This window comes from Vulcanococcus sp. (assembly GCF_044369115.1).
In the GTDB taxonomy this organism is placed as follows: Bacteria; Cyanobacteriota; Cyanobacteriia; order PCC-6307; family Cyanobiaceae; genus Vulcanococcus.
Genome location: NZ_JBIPMN010000046.1, coordinates 1 through 15,218 on the forward strand (window position 1 = coordinate 1; position 15,218 = coordinate 15,218).

The following is a 15,218-nucleotide window of genomic DNA, read 5'->3' on the forward strand; positions in this document are numbered from 1 at the left end:
GCGTTGCAGCTCCTCTGCCGTTTGGAGGGGATCATCCCCGCCCTGGAAACGGCCCACGCCTTCGCCTGGCTCGACAAGCTCTGCCCCACCCTCGCCCCGGGCACTGAGGTGGTGCTCAATCTCTCCGGTCGCGGCGACAAAGACGTGAACACCGTGGCCGACAAGCTCGGCAGCGCCCTTGGCGGCTGAGGCTCAGCTCAGCAGCCGCTCCAGGCTGGAGGCCACCGCCTGTACGGCCGCGCGAGCGGTGGAGTAGGCCATCCGCATGGGTCCCACCAGGGCCACCTGGCCCTGGGCGCCACTGCCGGTTCTGTAGGGCGCCTGCACCACGGCGCAGTGGTGTAACGCAGGGTTGGGGTGTTCGCTTCCGATCCAGACGCCCAGTCGTTCTGGGTGCTGGGCTTGTTCGCTCTCGAGCAGCTCCTGGGGGGCTTCTTCCACCAGTTGCAGCAGCGGCCGCAGGCTGTCGCTGCGCTCGAATTCCGGCTGGCGCAGCAGGCCGCCCAGCCCCATGGCCACCGCACCAGAACTGGCACCGCTGCGGGCCTGGGCATGACTGCTGAGTCCCTGGCGCACCAGGGCACCGCTGCGTTGCAGCTGCGGCGGGAGGCCGCTCCAGTCGAGTTGTCCGCGGCTGAGCTGCTCGCACAGCCAGCGCTCCAGCGGCCCCAGTTCGGCGGCGGCGGCGGCTGGTAGGCGCAGATTGAGGCTGGCGGCGGCAGCGGCGTCCTCCACCAGGAACACCAGCAGCCGGTCGCCGCAGGGCACCAGCCGCATCGCCTGCAGGGCTGGGGTGCCCTGCTGCGGCCGGGTGATCAGGCTCAGCAGCCCGGTGAGATCCGCCAGCCGGCGGGCCAGGTGCAGCAGCAGGTCGTCGAAGGCAGCCCATTGCAGGCTCAGCCCCATCAGCTCACGCTGCAGCTGGCTCACGGCCGCTCCCGGTGCAGGCAACAGGCAATTCACGTAGTGCCGGTAGCCCAGGGGGCTCGGGATTCGGCCGGCTGAGGTGTGGGGCTGGGTGAGCAGGCCGCGCTGCTCCAGGGCCCCCATCGCTGAGCGAATCGTGGCGGGGCTGGCCTCCAGGCCGAAGCGTTGCACCAGGGTTTTGCTCCCCACCGGTTCGGTGGTGTCCACGTAGTGGCGCACGGTTGCCTGCAGCACTTGCTCTTGCCGGCGGGGCAATGGCTGCACGGGAACGACGGCTGCTGCAGACGTGCGCGGATCGTAGGAGCGCTGTCGTTGTTTCAGGGTTTCAGGAGTCTGGTTGTGGTGTCCGTTTCAGGCGCTCAGTAGCGCGGCACGCTCGGGTCGGCCTCCACGCTCCAGGCGTCGATGCCGCCGTGCAGGTTCCACACCCGGGGAAACCCCTGGGCTTCCATCAGCCAGCAGCCGAATTGCCAGCTGCGCACGCCCGCATGGCACAGCACAACCACATCTTGATCAGGATCCAGCACCTCCCGTAGGGACCCGATCCAACGCTCTGATTCGCTCAGCGGCAGGTGAATCACCGGTTGGCTCAGCCGTGCCAGCTCCAGCTCCATCGGCTCACGCACATCCACCAGCTGCAGAGGCTCGCCGGCCAGGAGCCGATGCAGCAGATCTTGGGCGCGGAGCGGTGTGGGGGTACTCATCGCCAGAAGCTAGGCCTGTCGGGGTGCCAAACACTGCCGCCATGCATAAAGATGAGGCCAGTCCTGCAGGCAACGGATGAAGGCCCGCCCCTTCCTGGCGGCAGTGTTGGCGGCCGCTCTCGCGTTGCTGAGTCTGGGAGCAGCGGGTTGGTCGGTGCTCTGGCAACGCAGTCCGCTTGGTTTGCAGAACCATCGGTTGGAGCTGCCCTTGGCGGCCCGCTTTGTGCCCCGTACGGCACCGCTCAGCCTGCATTGGCTGCTCACACCCGAGCAGCCTGCGGCCTACGCCCGGGCAGTGGCGGCACCGCGCCAACGGCGTCAGGCCGCCGCCGCCGCTGATCGCCTGCGGGATGGTGCGTTTGCCGCCGCTGGCTTGGATTACGCCAGCGAACTCGCCCCTTGGTTGGGCCGTGAGAGCAGCTTTGCTCTGCTCACCCCGCCCGGGGCGCCGGAGCAGCCGGGATGGGTGCTTGCACTGCTCAGCCGCGATAGCGAAGGTGCCCGCCGCTTCCTGCAGCGCTTCTGGCAGAGCCGCAGCTTGGCTGGCACCGATCTGCAGATCAGCAGCTACCGCGGTATGGGCTTGATCAGCGGCCGCGGGGCGTTGCTGGGGCAGGACCCGCAGCCCCTCGCCACCGCTCTGATCAACGACGAGTTGGTGCTGATCGCCTCGGGCCGCGGCGTGCTGGAGCAGGCCCTCGATGTATCGCAGATCGATGAGCTGAATCAGGCTGCGAGCCTGCAGTTGCAGCAGGCCGTGGCGCGGCTGGGGCATGGCGTGGCGCTGCTCACGGCCCGCCCCCAGGCGATGGAGCGGTGGTTGGGACTGCCGGTGGTGGATGGTGCAGATCCCGGGGCTGCGGTGGAGCTGGTGGCAGCGCTGAGCCCTTCGGGCCGCGGGTTGCAACTCGATGCCCTCACCCAACTGCGAGAGCCCCTGCCGCCTCTGTCCGCTCCACCGGCTGCCCTGGCCCAGCAGTTGCAGGTGCCTGCCAGCAGCCTGGCTGTGGTGAGTGAGCCGGCTCGCCTGCTGGAAACCACCGATCCCGATCCCTGGGCGCAGCTGTTGGGCCCAGTGCTGCGTAGCGCCCTGGAGCGTCTGCCCGCCGCGCTGCCAGCCCTGGTGGCCTCAGCCGATCAGGGGCCGTTGCTCTGGGCCCAGTCGGGCGAGGCCTGGCTGCTGGGAACCACGGCGCAGCAGCCGCCGCTGGAGGAGCTCGATGCGGCCCTGGCGGCCGAGGGCTACAGCAGCTCACCGCTGCAGAGCCGAGGTTTGACCGTGCAGGCCTGGACGAAGCTCCAAGCCAAGCCCGTGAAGGGCAATCCCGATCAGCTGCAGGCCCAGTTGGCCGGCGCCCGCTCCCTGCAGGCCAACTGGGCCTGGTGGGGGCAGGGCCTCAGCCTGCTCAATCAACAGGATGAGGGCCGCCACGCTCCGGCAGAGCGGCTCGAGCAGCTGGAGAACCTGGGCACGCCCAAGGCCCCCGTGCAATGGGCCATGGATGGCGCGACTGCCCAGCAGTTGCTGGCTGGCTGGCAGCCCTGGCGCTTGGTCAGCGCCCTCTCGAGCAGCTCCCTCACCCCCTTGGTGGATGGAGCAGCCCTCAGCCTGGAGAGCGACGACCCGCCGGCCCGTGCCCTGAGGCTGCGGGGGCTTTTGCAGTTCAAGGGTTGATCGATGGCCCCGCGCAAACGTGAGCTGCTGCTGCTGCGCCACGGCATCGCCGAGGAGCGCGCCGAGGGTATGGACGACCCCCAGCGGGCGCTGACCCCCGAAGGCCGGGAGCGCACCATGGCCCAGTTGCGTCAGCTGGTGGAGTTGGATCTCGGTTGTGACCTGGTGCTGAGCAGCCCGCTGGTGCGGGCCCGCCAGACCGCCGAGCTGGCCGTGCAAGCGGGCCTGGCGCCGGAGTTGGAGCTGGCAGCAGCCCTCGCGCCCCTGGCCGATCCCCTGCCGCTGCTGGAGCGTTGGCTGGGGCCTGTGTCGCCGCGGCCCTCCTGGCGCCGCTTGGCGCTCGTGGGCCACGAACCCGACCTCAGCACCCTCGCGGCCCTGTTGATCGGGGTTCCGATGGCGATGGCCCCCGAGGCACTGCAGCTCAAGAAGGCTGGTGCCGCGCTGTTGCAGTGGCCCAAACCACCCCAGGCAGGCCTGCTGGGTAGCGCCCGTTTGGAGCTGCTCCTGCCACCTCGGGTTTTGCTGGGCCGGCGCCAGATGCCGCCATCCGGTGGCTGATGGCACTGAAGTGCGACGCTCAGCCGCCTTAGGTTGCCGAAACGGTTTGGGTGGATGCCGCCATGGTGAGTGCAGCACCGGCTGAGGCTGGTTTGAGGGCTGAAGCTCCGCCCTATCGCCCTGGTTTAGAGGGTGTGCCGGCCACGCAGTCGTCGGTGTGCGACATCGACGGCCAGCGGGGCCGGCTCACCTATCGCGGCTACAGCGTGGAGGAGCTGGCGCAGCACAGCACCTTCCTTGAAACCACCTACCTGCTGATCTGGGGTGAGCTGCCCACCTCAGCTCAGCTGCGTGAGTTTGAGCACGAGGTGCAGATGCACCGGCGGGTGAGTTTCCGCATCCGCGACATGATGAAGTGCTTCCCCTCCCAGGGGCACCCAATGGATGCGCTGCAGAGCAGTGCCGCATCGCTCGGGCTGTTCTATTCGCGCCGCGCCCTCGACAACCCGGAGTACATCGTCTCGGCGGTGGTGCGCCTGATCGCCAAGATCCCCACGATGGTGGCGGCGTTCCAGCTGATCCGCAAAGGCCAGGATCCGATCCAGCCCCGCGACGATCTGCCCTACGCGGCCAATTTCCTCTACATGCTCACGGAGCGGGAGCCCGACCCGCTGGCGGCCCGCATCTTTGATGCTTGCCTGATCCTGCACGCCGAGCACAGCCTCAACGCCAGCACCTTCAGCGCCCGGGTGACGGCCAGCACCCTCACCGATCCCTATGCGGTGGTGGCTTCAGCGGTGGGCACCCTCGCCGGCCCGCTGCATGGCGGTGCCAACGAAGACGTGCTCGAGATGCTCGACAGCATCGGCACTGCCGACCAGGTGGAGCCCTGGCTGGATCGGGCTATCGCCGAGAAGCGCAAGATCATGGGCTTTGGCCACCGTGAATACAAGGTGAAGGATCCACGGGCGGTGATCCTCCAGAAGCTGGCGGAGCAGCTCTTTGATCAGTTCGGTCACGACCCCCTCTACGACCTGGCCCGCAAGCTCGAGGAGGTTGCCGCCGTGCGGCTTGGCCCCAAGGGCATCTACCCCAACGTGGACTTTTATTCAGGGCTCGTGTACCGCAAGCTCGGCATCCCGGTGGATCTGTTTACCCCGATCTTTGCCATCGCCCGCACCGCTGGCTGGCTGGCCCACTGGAAAGAGCAGCTCGGTGCCAACCGCATCTACCGCCCCACGCAGATCTACACCGGCTCCACCGGTCGCGGCTGGGCACCGCTGGAAGCCCGCTGACCCGACTGCGGCTGCGGCCGCTTAAGTTGCCCCCATCCACAGGCCACCCATGGTGTTTGCCAATCCCGCCGTCGTGAGCGCCGGCCTCGACCTGGAGGCCAGCTTCACCGACCTGTTGCAGGGTCTGGGTTTGTCGCCGGGGGCGGCACACCTGCTGTGGCTGCCGCTGCCGATGCTCCTGGTGCTGGTGGCCGCCGTGGTGGGCGTGCTGGTGAACGTGTGGCTGGAGCGCAAGATCTCCGCCGCTGTGCAGCAGCGCATCGGCCCCGAATACGCCGGTGCCCTTGGCATCCTGCAGCCCCTCGCCGATGGCCTGAAGCTGCTGTTCAAGGAAGACATCATCCCGGCCCGCGCCGATGGATTGCTGTTCACCCTTGGCCCGGTGCTGGTGCTGGTGCCGGTGATTCTCAGCTGGCTGGTGGTGCCGTTCGGCCAGAACTTGCTGATCAGCAATGTGGGCGTTGGGATCTTTCTCTGGATCTCCCTGAGCAGCATCCAGCCGATCGGCCTGCTGATGGCTGGCTACGCCTCCAACAACAAGTACTCCCTTCTGGGCGGCCTGCGCGCGGCGGCTCAGTCGATCTCTTACGAGATCCCCCTGGCACTGGCGGTGTTGGCGGTGGTGATGATGAGCAACTCGCTCAGCACGGTCGACATCGTTGACCAGCAGACCGGTGCCGGCATCCTCAGCTGGAACATCTGGCGCCAGCCCGTTGGTTTTGTCATTTTCTGGATCTGCGCCCTGGCGGAGTGCGAACGCCTGCCGTTCGACCTTCCCGAGGCTGAAGAGGAGCTGGTGGCCGGTTACCAGACCGAGTACTCCGGTATGAAGTTCGCCCTCTTCTATCTGGGCAGTTACATCAACCTGGTGCTCTCGGCCCTGCTGGTGTCGGTGCTTTACCTGGGTGGCTGGGGCTTCCCCCTGCCGGTGGAATGGATCGTGAACCTCACCGGTCAGCCGATCGATGCCCCGCTGGTGCAGGTGATCACCGCCACCACCGGCATCGTGATGACCGTGCTCAAGGCCTACCTGCTCGTGTTCTTCGCGATCCTGCTGCGCTGGACCGTGCCCCGGGTGCGCATCGACCAACTGCTCGATCTCGGCTGGAAGTTCCTGTTGCCCATCGCCCTGGTGAACCTGCTCGTCACCGCCGGCCTCAAGCTCGCCTTCCCCGCCTTCTTCGGCGGCTGAGCCCCTACCCCCGTTTGGCCGGGCCATCATGGTGCCGGCGTTTTCGCCCCTGCTCACCCCTTCATGTTCGGGTTCCTCAAGAAAGTCGGTGACTACACCCGCGACGCGGTGGGTGCAGCGAACTACCTGACCCAGGGCTTGTCGGTCACGTTCGACCACTTGCGCCGGCGACCGATCACGGTGCAGTACCCCTACGAGAAGCTGATTCCCTCGGAGCGCTACAGGGGCCGCATCCACTACGAATTCGATAAGTGCATCGCCTGTGAGGTGTGTGTGCGCGTCTGCCCGATCAACCTGCCGGTGGTGGATTGGGTGATGAACAAAGCCACCAAGAAGAAGGAGCTGCGCAATTACTCGATCGATTTCGGGGTGTGCATCTTCTGCGGCAATTGCGTGGAGTACTGCCCCACCAACTGCCTCTCGATGACCGAGGAGTACGAGCTGGCCGCCTTCGATCGCCACAGCCTCAACTACGACAACGTCGCCCTGGGGCGTCTGCCCACCAGCGTCACCAGCGATCCGGCCGTGATCCCCCTGCGCGAGCTGGCTTATCTGCCCAAGGGCGAGCTTGATCCCCATGGTGTGGATCCCAAGCGCCCGCGCGCTGGTCAGCTGCCTGCCCAGGTGCTCGAGTCGCTGCCCAAGCCTGAGTCGGCCACGGGCCAGACTGCCCCTGTCGCCGGCGAGGAGAACGCCTGATGACCATCGCCTCCTCCACTCAGCTGATCTGCTTCACGGTGCTCTCGGCCGTGGTGGCCATTGGCGCTCTGGGCGTGGTGCTGCTGCCCAACATCGTGTATTCCGCCTTCTTGTTGGGCGGCGTCTTCCTCTCAGTGGCGGGTCTTTACCTGCTGCTCAATGCCAGCTTCGTGGCCGCCGCTCAGGTGCTGGTGTACGTGGGCGCGGTGAACGTCCTGATCCTGTTCGCGATCATGCTCGTGAACAAGAAGGAAGATCTGGTCGCCATCCCCGGTCTGGCCGTGCGTCGTCTGCTGTCCGGTGCCGTGTGCGCTGGCTTGTTCGCGCTGCTGTTGCGCGTGGCCTTCACCACTCCCTGGGCCACCCCTGGTCCTGAGCCGGTGGGTGAAGAAGCCACAATCCGCATCGGTGAACACCTGTTCAGCGATTACCTGCTGCCCTTTGAGCTGGCCTCTGTGCTGCTGCTCATGGCGATGATCGGTGCGATTGTGCTGGCCCGCCGCGATGTGATGACTGCTGACATCGCCACTGGCCAGCCCGCTGATCAGGGCCTGATCGAAAAGTCCCGCACCCCTTTGCTGCTGGAGAAGAGCAACTGATGAACCTCGAGCTGCCCACCACCGTCCCCCTCCAGGCTTATCTCGCTCTGGCTGCCATCCTGTTCTGCACAGGCGTGTGGGGCTTGATCAACAGCCGCAACGCTGTGCGCGTGCTGATGAGCATCGAGCTGATGCTCAATGCCGTGAACATCAATCTGATGGCCTTCTCCAGCTATCTCGATGGTCAGCTGATCCGCGGCCAGGTGTTCACCATCTTCGTGATCACCGTGGCGGCCGCAGAAGCCGCTGTGGGCCTGGCGATCTTGCTCTCGCTTTACCGCAACCGTGAGACGGTCGACATGGAGCGCTTCAACCTGCTGCGTTGGTAGCCAGGCTGGGGGCACTGCTCACCTGCCATGCGCCTCGAGAACGTTTGGTTGATTCATCGCGCCGCCAGCCAGGCAGCCCTGCGCCAGGCTCGCCGTAGTGCCGAAACCCTGCGGGAGCAGGGTGTGAAGGTGGCGGTGGCGATGAGCGGTGCTACTGCCAACCCCTTTCCTGGCCTGCTGGCCGATGAGGGTGGTCCGCCGGATCTGGCGGTAGTGCTGGGTGGCGATGGCACCGTGCTCGGCGCCGCACGCCACCTCGCGCCCCTAGGGGTTCCGATCCTGTGCTTCAACGTGGGCGGCCATTTCGGCTTCCTCACCCATGAGCGCAAGCTGCTCAGCCAGGGCCATGGACCGGATGGCGAGAGCGACCTCTGGCACCGCCTGCGCGACGACCGCTTCGCCCTGGAGCGCCGCATGATGCTCGAGGCCCGCACCGATCGCAGCGACGCGGTCTACGCCGCGCTCAACGACTTCTACTTCCGGCCTGGCCTCGATGAGGTGTCGCCCACTTGTGTGCTGGAGCTGGAGATCGATGGTGAGGTGGTGGATCAGTACCGCGGCGATGGCCTGATCATCTCCACCGCCACAGGCTCCACCGGCTATTCGATGGCCGCCGGTGGTCCGATCCTGCATCCCGGTGTGGAGGCGATCGTGGTCAATCCGATCTGTCCGATGAGCCTCTCCAGCCGCCCGGTGGTGGTGCCGCCACGGGCGCAGCTGGCGGTGTGGCCCCTGGGCGAAGCCAGCCGGCGCGTGCGTCTCTGGAACGATGGTGCCTTCGCCACCGTGCTTGAGCCCGGCGATCGCTGCGATGTGCGCCGTTCCCCGCACCACGCCTTGATGGTGCTGCTGGAGCAAAACCCCTCCTACTACCGCACCCTCAGCCGCAAACTGCACTGGGCCGGGAGCCTCACCGCTTCCGAACCTTCCCCCAATTGAGCGGTATCGCCCCCTTCACGCCGGAGTTTCATGGCCCTTGAGATTGAGCGGCGCTTTCTGGTGGCTGGGGAGGGCTGGCGGCCGCATGTGCGCTGGAGCCGCAACCTGCAGCAGGGCTATTTGGCGGGCTCTGCTGATGGCCTCACCCTGCGCGTGCGCAGCGACGGCATCGATGCCGCTTGGCTCACGCTCAAATATCCCGCGAGCGGCATCGCGCGCCACGAATTCGAATACGCCATCCCGCCGCCGGATGCCGATGTCCTGCTGGAGCGCAGCGCAGCGCAGGTGCTGAAGCGGCGCTATGGGCTCGACCTCCCGGGCGGCGACTGGGTTCTGGATGTGTTCTCCGGCGACAACGCACCGCTGGTGATCGCCGAGGTGGAGCTGGAGAGCGAGCAGGCCGCGGTGGAGATCCCACCCTGGTGCAGCCGTGAGATCACGGGAATCGGTGGCTTCAGCAATGCGTCGTTGGCCCAGCGCCCCTTCCAGCTCTGGCCGCAGGCAGAGCAGCGGCCGTGGCTCTTGAATCTGACGACGCAGCAGACTTAGGATTCTCTTAAGGATTGGGCAGGGGTCTTTGCTCGGGCTTTACGACCAACAAGGGTTGTTGCGCTTCAGCGGCCGTGACCTCGCCGATTGCCTGGCCTACGCCGAGTTGTTTGACCTGGCGGAGGGAAGCTTCAGCCTGGAATCCCTCGTGCACGAGTTCGCCGCCGAGGCGGCGGGAGCTCAGTTGGCGCTGCCCTCTTGAGGCAGGTTGCAGCAGTTGAAGCCGTCGCGGCAGATCTTGCCGTGATCCATGGCCCAATTCAGTAAGGCCACTCGGTTTTTGGCGCCGGTTTTGGTGAACACATTGCTCACATGGTTGTCCACTGTGCGCTTGCTGATCATCAGCCGCTCGCCGATTTCCTGATTGGTGAGCCCCTGGGCTACCAGGTCGATGATCTCCAGTTCGCGCTCCGAGAGATCCATCCACGCCTGAAGGCTGAGCGCTCACTCTAGGGAGAGTGCCCCTAGGCGGACAGTCCAGGGCTGAACAGGCCGCTGGCTCAGGGCGGTGGTTGATGATGGCCCGATCTCATCAGGGGTGTTTTGCTGCTGCAACAGGCACTAGAGGTCGGCTCACTCGCCATCACAGCGGAGGTGATGCCACCCCGCGGTGGTGATGCCAGCAAAACCCTGGCCCATGCCCTTGCCCTCCAAGACTCGGTGCACGCGGTGAATGTGACCGACGGAAGCCGCGCCGTGATGCGGATGAGCAGCCTGGCGGTGTGCCGGTTGCTTCTCGATCACGGCATTGAGCCGGTGTGGCAGCTCGCCTGCCGCGACCGCAACCGCATCGGCCTTCAGGCCGATCTACTGGGTGCCCACGCCCTGGGCATTCGCAACGTGCTCTGCCTCACCGGCGATCCCGTGCGCGCCGGCGATCAGCCCGGGGCTCGGCCGGTGAATGAGCTCGAATCCGTGCGTTTGCTGCAGCAGCTGCAGGCGTTCAATCGCGGAGAGGATCCGATCGGGGGCGCTTTGGCCGATGGCCCAACGGCGCTGTTTGCCGGGGCCGCAGCCGATCCCCAGAGCCCCAGCTGGAGCGGCCTGAAGAGCCGCATCGCCCGCAAGCATCAGGCTGGTGCCCGCTTCCTGCAAACCCAGATGGTGATGGATCCGGAGTGCTTAAAGCGCTTCGTGGGAGAGATCACCGGCCCGATCGGCCTGCCGGTGCTGGCAGGGGTGTTTCTGCTCAAGTCGGCCAAAAACGCCGCCTTCATCAACCGCGTGGTGCCGGGCGCCAACATTCCGCAGGCAATCATCGATCGCCTTGCGGCTGCATCCAATCCCGCTGATGAGGGCATCAGTATTGCGGCTGAGCAGGTTGCTGCCTACGCAGGAATCGCCCAAGGCGTGCACTTGATGGCGGTGAAGGCCGAGGAGCGCATCCCCCTGATCCTGGAGCGCGCTGGAATCAGCTCGCGCTGCTGATCGCCAGATCGGTGCCGAGCAGTTCGGCCATCGCCTTCTGCTGCGGCGAGGGGCTCACATGGTCTTGGCGGCGCACATCGGTGATCAGCCAGTCGAGCGCGGCTTCCTGCAGATCGAAGTGATCGCCGTTGCGGTCGACGCAGTAGCGGCCGAACACCAACTTCTCCACCAGCCGTACGCCGGGGCCGATGCGCGAGTAGTCGAAGATGATCGAGTTATCGATCGTGGCGCCCTCGCAGATGTGGCAGCTGGGGCCGATCATCGCCGGGCCGATGATGGTGGCGCCATCTTCAATGCGGCTCATGCCGCCCACGTAGATGGGGCCTTCCACGTTGATCTTGTCCCAATTGGCGGCCACATTCAGGCCTGCATAGATGCCAGGGCGCACCTCTTTGCCGGGGATTTGCACCTGCCGCACCTGGCCCTGCAGCACGCTGCGGATCGCCTGCCAGTAATCGGGCACCTTGCCGATGTCCACCCATTCGAATTCCATCGGCAGGGCGTAGAAGGCGGCATCGTCGGCCACCAGGCGCGGGAAGAGATCTGAGCCGATGTCGAACGGCACGCCATCCGGCACGTAGTCGAGCACTTCGGGCTCGAAGATGTAGATGCCGGTGTTGATCATGTCGCTGGCGGCCTCATCCACCGCTGGCTTCTCCTGGAACGACAGCACCCGGCCGTCGTTATCGGTCACCACCACGCCGTAGCTGCTCACCTGATCGCGGGGCACGCGCTTGGTGATCAAGCTGGCCATTGCCCCTTTCGCCTTATGGCGGCGCACCGCCTCGCTCAGGTCGAGGTCGATCAGGGCATCACCGCAGAGCACCACGAAGGTGTCGTCGAAGAAGCGCTGGAAGGTCTGGATCTTTTTCAGACCGCCGGCGGAGCCGAGCGCATCGCCGATCAGTTGGCCATCTTCAATGCGGCCTTCAAAGCTGTAGGCGATCTCAACGCCGAAGCGCTGGCCATCGCGGAAGTAGTTCTCAATCTCCTCGGCCAGGTGGGAGACATTCACCATGATTTCGGTGAAGCCGTGTTCCCGCAGCAACTCGAGCAGAAACTCCATCACGGGTTTCTGCAGGATCGGAATCATCGGTTTGGGGACGATGTGGGTGATCGGTCGCACCCGCGTCCCCTTGCCGGCCGCCAGGATCATCGCCTTCATCGGCGCTGTCAGCTTTCGGTGAGTTGGCCCACCCTACGCAAGGCCTCTAGGCAGCAAGGGGCTCCCGAGCCGGCCCCCGAGCTGACCCCAGCTCGGCAGGCAGCGGCAGTTGCACGCTCTCGCGTTCATCCAGGAGCCGCTTGAGCTGCAGCGGCCCGAACAGGCCGCCCTGCTGGGCTAGCTCCACCTTCCCCTGGGAGCAGAGGAACAGAAGCGCCCAGAACACCCCCACCCGATCGCTGTCGAGATCCTCCGGCGCTACCGCAGCCCAGGCCTGCACCAGCCCTTCAAAGCCCGTCCACTCCAGCGATTGGGGCCAATGCAGCAGGAACTGACTGAGGGCGGCGGTGGTTTCCGGCAGCTTCTCGCGGTGCGCCAGGGCCGCTACCTGCTCGATCACGGCCCGATCGCTGTAGCGCTTGCTCCGTTGGCGTTTACTGCGCTGGCCCTCTTCCTGCTCCAGCCGTTCGGCGATGTCTTCCAGTTGGCGGATCAGCTCACCGAGCGTCACAGGCCGCTGCAGGGGCGGCGGCGCTACCGGGCGGCGCAGCAGGTGGCGCTCGGGCCGTCTGGGCAGTTCCACGCCAGGACTCAGCAACCAGCCCTGACCCTCGGCATCAAAGTCGTAGCTGAACTCGTCGTCGGTGAGGTGTTCTGGCGGGAAGGTTTGCGCCTCCAGCACTTCGGCTTTGAGGCTCACCAGCATCGAGGCCGCCAGAAAGGCTTCGCTGGTTTCGGCCAGGTCCTGCTCGTAGCTGCCGCCGCGGCCCATGGCCGCCACCAGCCGGGGCACTTCTATCCGCTGGCGTAGCTGATCCAGAAAGCCATCAACGACGGCAATCACATCGACATCCCAGGGATCGAGGTCGCCCCGTTCGGCGGCGTCTTGCAACAGGCGGATCGCCAGCCTGGCGCCATCTGTGGCCACGGGTCCGCTTGCACTCACCCGACCCTATCGGCTCAAAGCCTGAAAAGCCAGGCCATAGCAGCCTTCAGGGGGCTTCGCTTTGGGCTGAGCTCTCGCCGGCTGCCGGCAGCAGCCCCAGCTGAGCATCCACGGCGGCGCGGTAGCGCTGCACATCTTCTTCGAGCTCGCGGATGCGCACCTGTTGCGCTTCGGTTTCACCCGGATTGATCTGGCTCTCCACCCGCTTCACCACGCCGGTCCACACCGCGAACACCCAAGCGGCGGTGGCACCGATGCCACCAACCAACAGCAACAGCGCCGCCAGGGGCAAGGTGGAGCTCAGACCCGGGAGGAACTGCACCGTTGTGGGGGCGGTGTTCTCGAGGGTGAACATCACCATGGCCAGGCCGAAGCTGAAGATCAGCAGAAAGTTCAGCTGCTTCATCGGTCGGGATGCACCGGGGGGTTGAGCTGGAAGATTACGTAGATCCTTGAGATCCGCACCAGTTCATTCGGCAGCCTGAAGGCTTTGTTATCCGGCCAGCGCTGGAGCTCTCAGCGGCGCCTGACGGATCAAGCCGGCGCCTGCGGGGGCATTCATCGCCTTCATCGCCCGTTCGTCTTTGGCCACGAGCACTTCCATGGTGGCCTTGTAGCTGTCGGTCATCAGGCGGGGGTAAAGCCCGATCCCGATGATCGGCACCAGCAGGCAGCCAATGATGTAGATCTCGCGCGGCTCGGCATCCACCAGGTTGGTGTGCCCCACCAGCTCGGCTTTCTCCTGGCCGTAAAAGATCTCCCGCAGCATCGAGAGCAGGTAGATCGGCGTGAGGATCACGCCGATGGCCGCCAAGCCGTCGATCGCAACGCGGAAGGGGAGGGTATAGGCGTCGTCGGTGGCGAAGCCCACAAACACCATCAGTTCGCTCACGAAGCCGCTCATCCCAGGCAGAGCAAGGGAGGCCAGGGAGCACACGGTCCAGAGGGCGAACATCTTTCGCATCTTCTGGCCGACGCCGCCCATCTCATCGAGCTGCAGGGTGTGGGTGCGGTCGTAGGTGGCACCCACCAGGAAGAAGAGTGAGGCGCCGATCAGGCCATGGCTGATCATTTGCAGCATTGCTCCGCTGGATCCCAGGGCGCTGAAACTGCCGATGCCGATCAGCACAAAGCCCATGTGGCTGATGGAGCTGTAGGCGATCTTGCGTTTGAGGTTGCGCTGGGCGAAGGAGGTGAGCGCCGCGTAAATGATGTTCACCACCCCGAGCACCACCAGCAGCGGCGCGAACACGGCGTGGCCATCCGGCAGGATCTGGCAGTTGAAGCGAAGCAGGGCATAGCCGCCCATCTTCAGCAGGATGCCCGCCAGCAGCATGTGCACCGGCGCGGTGGCCTCGCCGTGGGCATCCGGCAGCCAGGTGTGCAGCGGCACGATCGGCAACTTCACCCCGAAGGCGATCAGCAGGCCGGCGTAGGCGAGCAGCTGGAACTTCACGGAGAAGCCCTTGGCCATCAGATCCGTGTAGTTGAAGCTGATCTCGCCGCCGTAGAAGGCCATCGCCAGGCCTGCCAGCAGGATGAACAGCGAGCTGCCTGCCGTGTAGAGGATGAATTTGGTGGCGGCGTATTGGCGCTTCTTACCCCCCCAGATCGCAAGTAGCAGATACACCGGAATCAGTTCCAGCTCCCAGGCCAGGAAGAACAGGAGCATGTCCTGAACGGCGAACACGGCGATCTGGCCACCATCCATGGCCAGCAGCAGGAAATAGAAGAGCTTTGGTTTAAAGCTCACCGGCCAGGCCGCGAGCACCGCCAGGGCTGTGATGAAGCTGGTGAGCAGGATCAGCGGCATCGAGATGCCGTCGGCCCCCACCGACCATTCCAGACCCAGGTCGGGCAGCCAGCTCACCTTCTCCACCAGCTGCAGATCGGGGTTGCTGGGGTCGTAGCCGTTCAGATACCCGCCCACCGTGAGTAGGAATGTGATCAAGGCGATGCCCAGGGCGAACCAGCGCACCTGTTTGCCATCGCCGTTGTCGGGCACAAACGGGATGCAGAGCGCCGCGCCGATCGGGAACAGGATCGACGCACTTAACCAGGGGAAAGCTGTGCTGCGGCCCTGGTCTGCAGCGGCAGCCAGGAGCGTGGCGACATCCAGATGCACAGACGGGGCAACAGCTCTGGCCGGAGTGTAGAAATCACTTCCGCTGCTGCATCGGTGGCGTGGCGGATGTCACACAGAGCGTTGTGGCCAGGGGTGTGTTCCCGGGGCGCTCACCGCTGGGGGCGGACAGCGCCCCGGGAACACA

At 65.6% G+C, this 15,218-nt stretch carries 18 protein-coding genes and 1 pseudogene; 12 read left to right on the forward strand and 7 right to left on the reverse strand.

The genetic code is table 11. The features are described 5' to 3' along the window. Positions 1-189: pseudogene (locus ACIQ2E_RS05035) on the forward strand (tryptophan synthase subunit beta); the annotation flags it as partial. Between the two features lie 3 nt (positions 190-192). Here ACIQ2E_RS05035 and ACIQ2E_RS05040 read toward each other — a convergent pair. Together ACIQ2E_RS05040 and ACIQ2E_RS05045 are read right to left on the reverse strand one after the other, a co-directional pair. Further along, positions 193-1,191, reverse strand: a complete 999-nt coding sequence (locus ACIQ2E_RS05040) for an HrcA family transcriptional regulator (RefSeq protein ID WP_398327078.1) — start codon at positions 1,189-1,191, stop codon at positions 193-195. 95 nt (positions 1,192-1,286) lie between these two features. Next, the gene (locus ACIQ2E_RS05045) at positions 1,287-1,631 is read right to left on the reverse strand and encodes a rhodanese-like domain-containing protein (protein WP_398327081.1); all 345 of its coding nucleotides are present in this window, start codon (positions 1,629-1,631) and stop codon (positions 1,287-1,289) included. A 76-nt stretch (positions 1,632-1,707) separates the two neighbouring features. Here ACIQ2E_RS05045 and ACIQ2E_RS05050 point away from each other — a divergent pair, with 76 nt between their 5' ends. The 10 genes from ACIQ2E_RS05050 to ACIQ2E_RS05095 all read left to right on the forward strand — a co-directional run bounded on the left by ACIQ2E_RS05050 (position 1,708) and on the right by ACIQ2E_RS05095 (position 9,611). Next, positions 1,708-3,306 carry a DUF3352 domain-containing protein gene (locus ACIQ2E_RS05050; RefSeq protein ID WP_398327087.1) on the forward strand — a complete coding sequence of 533 codons (1,599 nt, stop codon included), beginning with the start codon at positions 1,708-1,710 and terminating at the stop codon, positions 3,304-3,306. 3 nt (positions 3,307-3,309) lie between these two features. Beyond that, positions 3,310-3,867, forward strand: a complete 558-nt coding sequence (gene sixA, locus ACIQ2E_RS05055) for a phosphohistidine phosphatase SixA (protein WP_398327089.1) — start codon at positions 3,310-3,312, stop codon at positions 3,865-3,867. 62 nt (positions 3,868-3,929) lie between these two features. Continuing rightward, the gene (locus ACIQ2E_RS05060; protein WP_398327092.1) at positions 3,930-5,102 is read left to right on the forward strand and encodes a citrate synthase; all 1,173 of its coding nucleotides are present in this window, start codon (positions 3,930-3,932) and stop codon (positions 5,100-5,102) included. Positions 5,103-5,175: 73 nt separating this feature from the next. Further along, on the forward strand, positions 5,176-6,294 hold the full coding sequence (nuoH, locus tag ACIQ2E_RS05065; RefSeq protein WP_398327119.1) for an NADH-quinone oxidoreductase subunit NuoH: 1,119 nt from the start codon (positions 5,176-5,178) through the stop codon (positions 6,292-6,294). A gap of 63 nt (positions 6,295-6,357) precedes the next feature. Continuing rightward, a complete protein-coding gene (gene ndhI, locus ACIQ2E_RS05070) occupies positions 6,358-6,993 on the forward strand; it encodes an NAD(P)H-quinone oxidoreductase subunit I (RefSeq protein ID WP_398327095.1) in 636 nt (211 codons plus the stop codon). Continuing rightward, on the forward strand, positions 6,993-7,592 hold the full coding sequence (locus ACIQ2E_RS05075) for an NADH-quinone oxidoreductase subunit J (protein WP_398327098.1): 600 nt from the start codon (positions 6,993-6,995) through the stop codon (positions 7,590-7,592). Before ndhI ends, ACIQ2E_RS05075 begins: the two co-directional genes overlap by 1 nt. Continuing rightward, positions 7,592-7,921, forward strand: a complete 330-nt coding sequence (gene nuoK / locus ACIQ2E_RS05080; RefSeq protein WP_010305104.1) for an NADH-quinone oxidoreductase subunit NuoK — start codon at positions 7,592-7,594, stop codon at positions 7,919-7,921. The genes ACIQ2E_RS05075 and nuoK overlap by 1 nt, the downstream gene beginning before the upstream one ends. Before the next feature lie 27 nt (positions 7,922-7,948). Beyond that, positions 7,949-8,860, forward strand: a complete 912-nt coding sequence (locus ACIQ2E_RS05085; RefSeq protein WP_398327101.1) for an NAD(+) kinase — start codon at positions 7,949-7,951, stop codon at positions 8,858-8,860. 30 nt (positions 8,861-8,890) lie between these two features. Beyond that, positions 8,891-9,409, forward strand: a complete 519-nt coding sequence (locus tag ACIQ2E_RS05090; RefSeq protein ID WP_398327104.1) for a CYTH domain-containing protein — start codon at positions 8,891-8,893, stop codon at positions 9,407-9,409. Between the two features lie 28 nt (positions 9,410-9,437). Beyond that, positions 9,438-9,611 (forward strand): hypothetical protein, encoded by a 174-nt coding sequence (locus ACIQ2E_RS05095; protein WP_398327106.1) that lies wholly within the window; start codon positions 9,438-9,440, stop codon positions 9,609-9,611. On the opposite strand, the gene ACIQ2E_RS05100 is transcribed toward ACIQ2E_RS05095, so the two are convergent. After that, complete coding sequence (locus ACIQ2E_RS05100) at positions 9,590-9,832, reverse strand: response regulator transcription factor (RefSeq protein WP_296442587.1); 243 nt, start codon at positions 9,830-9,832, stop codon at positions 9,590-9,592. The two genes, ACIQ2E_RS05095 and ACIQ2E_RS05100, sit on opposite strands and share 22 nt — an antisense overlap. Before the next feature lie 174 nt (positions 9,833-10,006). On the opposite strand from ACIQ2E_RS05100, the gene ACIQ2E_RS05105 reads away from it, so the two are divergent. After that, positions 10,007-10,837, forward strand: coding sequence for a methylenetetrahydrofolate reductase (locus ACIQ2E_RS05105; RefSeq protein ID WP_398327110.1), 831 nt, complete (start codon positions 10,007-10,009; stop codon positions 10,835-10,837). Here ACIQ2E_RS05105 and ACIQ2E_RS05110 read toward each other — a convergent pair. From ACIQ2E_RS05110 to ACIQ2E_RS05125, 4 genes are all read right to left on the reverse strand, one after another. Further along, the gene (locus ACIQ2E_RS05110) at positions 10,821-12,002 is read right to left on the reverse strand and encodes a sugar phosphate nucleotidyltransferase (RefSeq protein WP_398327113.1); all 1,182 of its coding nucleotides are present in this window, start codon (positions 12,000-12,002) and stop codon (positions 10,821-10,823) included. The genes ACIQ2E_RS05105 and ACIQ2E_RS05110 overlap by 17 nt on opposite strands. Before the next feature lie 46 nt (positions 12,003-12,048). Next, on the reverse strand, positions 12,049-12,930 hold the full coding sequence (locus ACIQ2E_RS05115; protein ID WP_398327122.1) for a segregation/condensation protein A: 882 nt from the start codon (positions 12,928-12,930) through the stop codon (positions 12,049-12,051). A 64-nt stretch (positions 12,931-12,994) separates the two neighbouring features. Continuing rightward, positions 12,995-13,354 carry a lipopolysaccharide assembly protein LapA domain-containing protein gene (locus ACIQ2E_RS05120; RefSeq protein WP_398327116.1) on the reverse strand — a complete coding sequence of 120 codons (360 nt, stop codon included), beginning with the start codon at positions 13,352-13,354 and terminating at the stop codon, positions 12,995-12,997. A gap of 87 nt (positions 13,355-13,441) precedes the next feature. Further along, positions 13,442-15,049 (reverse strand): NAD(P)H-quinone oxidoreductase subunit 4, encoded by a 1,608-nt coding sequence (locus ACIQ2E_RS05125; RefSeq protein ID WP_398327125.1) that lies wholly within the window; start codon positions 15,047-15,049, stop codon positions 13,442-13,444. Between the last annotated feature and the right edge of the window lie 169 nt (positions 15,050-15,218).

Bases quoted from the DNA above. Each gene is read 5' to 3' on its own strand.
- ACIQ2E_RS05045 (WP_398327081.1), bottom strand. From the start codon at position 1,631: ATGAGTACCCCCACACCGCTCCGCGCCCAAGATCTGCTGCATCGGCTC.
- ACIQ2E_RS05050 (WP_398327087.1), top strand. From the start codon at position 1,708: ATGAAGGCCCGCCCCTTCCTGGCGGCAGTGTTGGCGGCCGCTCTCGCG.
- sixA (WP_398327089.1), top strand. From the start codon at position 3,310: ATGGCCCCGCGCAAACGTGAGCTGCTGCTGCTGCGCCACGGCATCGCC.
- ACIQ2E_RS05060 (WP_398327092.1), top strand. From the start codon at position 3,930: ATGGTGAGTGCAGCACCGGCTGAGGCTGGTTTGAGGGCTGAAGCTCCG.
- ndhI (WP_398327095.1), top strand. From the start codon at position 6,358: ATGTTCGGGTTCCTCAAGAAAGTCGGTGACTACACCCGCGACGCGGTG.
- ACIQ2E_RS05075 (WP_398327098.1), top strand. From the start codon at position 6,993: ATGACCATCGCCTCCTCCACTCAGCTGATCTGCTTCACGGTGCTCTCG.
- nuoK (WP_010305104.1), top strand. From the start codon at position 7,592: ATGAACCTCGAGCTGCCCACCACCGTCCCCCTCCAGGCTTATCTCGCT.
- ACIQ2E_RS05085 (WP_398327101.1), top strand. From the start codon at position 7,949: ATGCGCCTCGAGAACGTTTGGTTGATTCATCGCGCCGCCAGCCAGGCA.
- ACIQ2E_RS05090 (WP_398327104.1), top strand. From the start codon at position 8,891: ATGGCCCTTGAGATTGAGCGGCGCTTTCTGGTGGCTGGGGAGGGCTGG.
- ACIQ2E_RS05100 (WP_296442587.1), bottom strand. From the start codon at position 9,832: ATGGATCTCTCGGAGCGCGAACTGGAGATCATCGACCTGGTAGCCCAG.
- ACIQ2E_RS05105 (WP_398327110.1), top strand. From the start codon at position 10,007: ATGCCACCCCGCGGTGGTGATGCCAGCAAAACCCTGGCCCATGCCCTT.
- ACIQ2E_RS05110 (WP_398327113.1), bottom strand. From the start codon at position 12,002: ATGAAGGCGATGATCCTGGCGGCCGGCAAGGGGACGCGGGTGCGACCG.
- ACIQ2E_RS05120 (WP_398327116.1), bottom strand. From the start codon at position 13,354: ATGAAGCAGCTGAACTTTCTGCTGATCTTCAGCTTCGGCCTGGCCATG.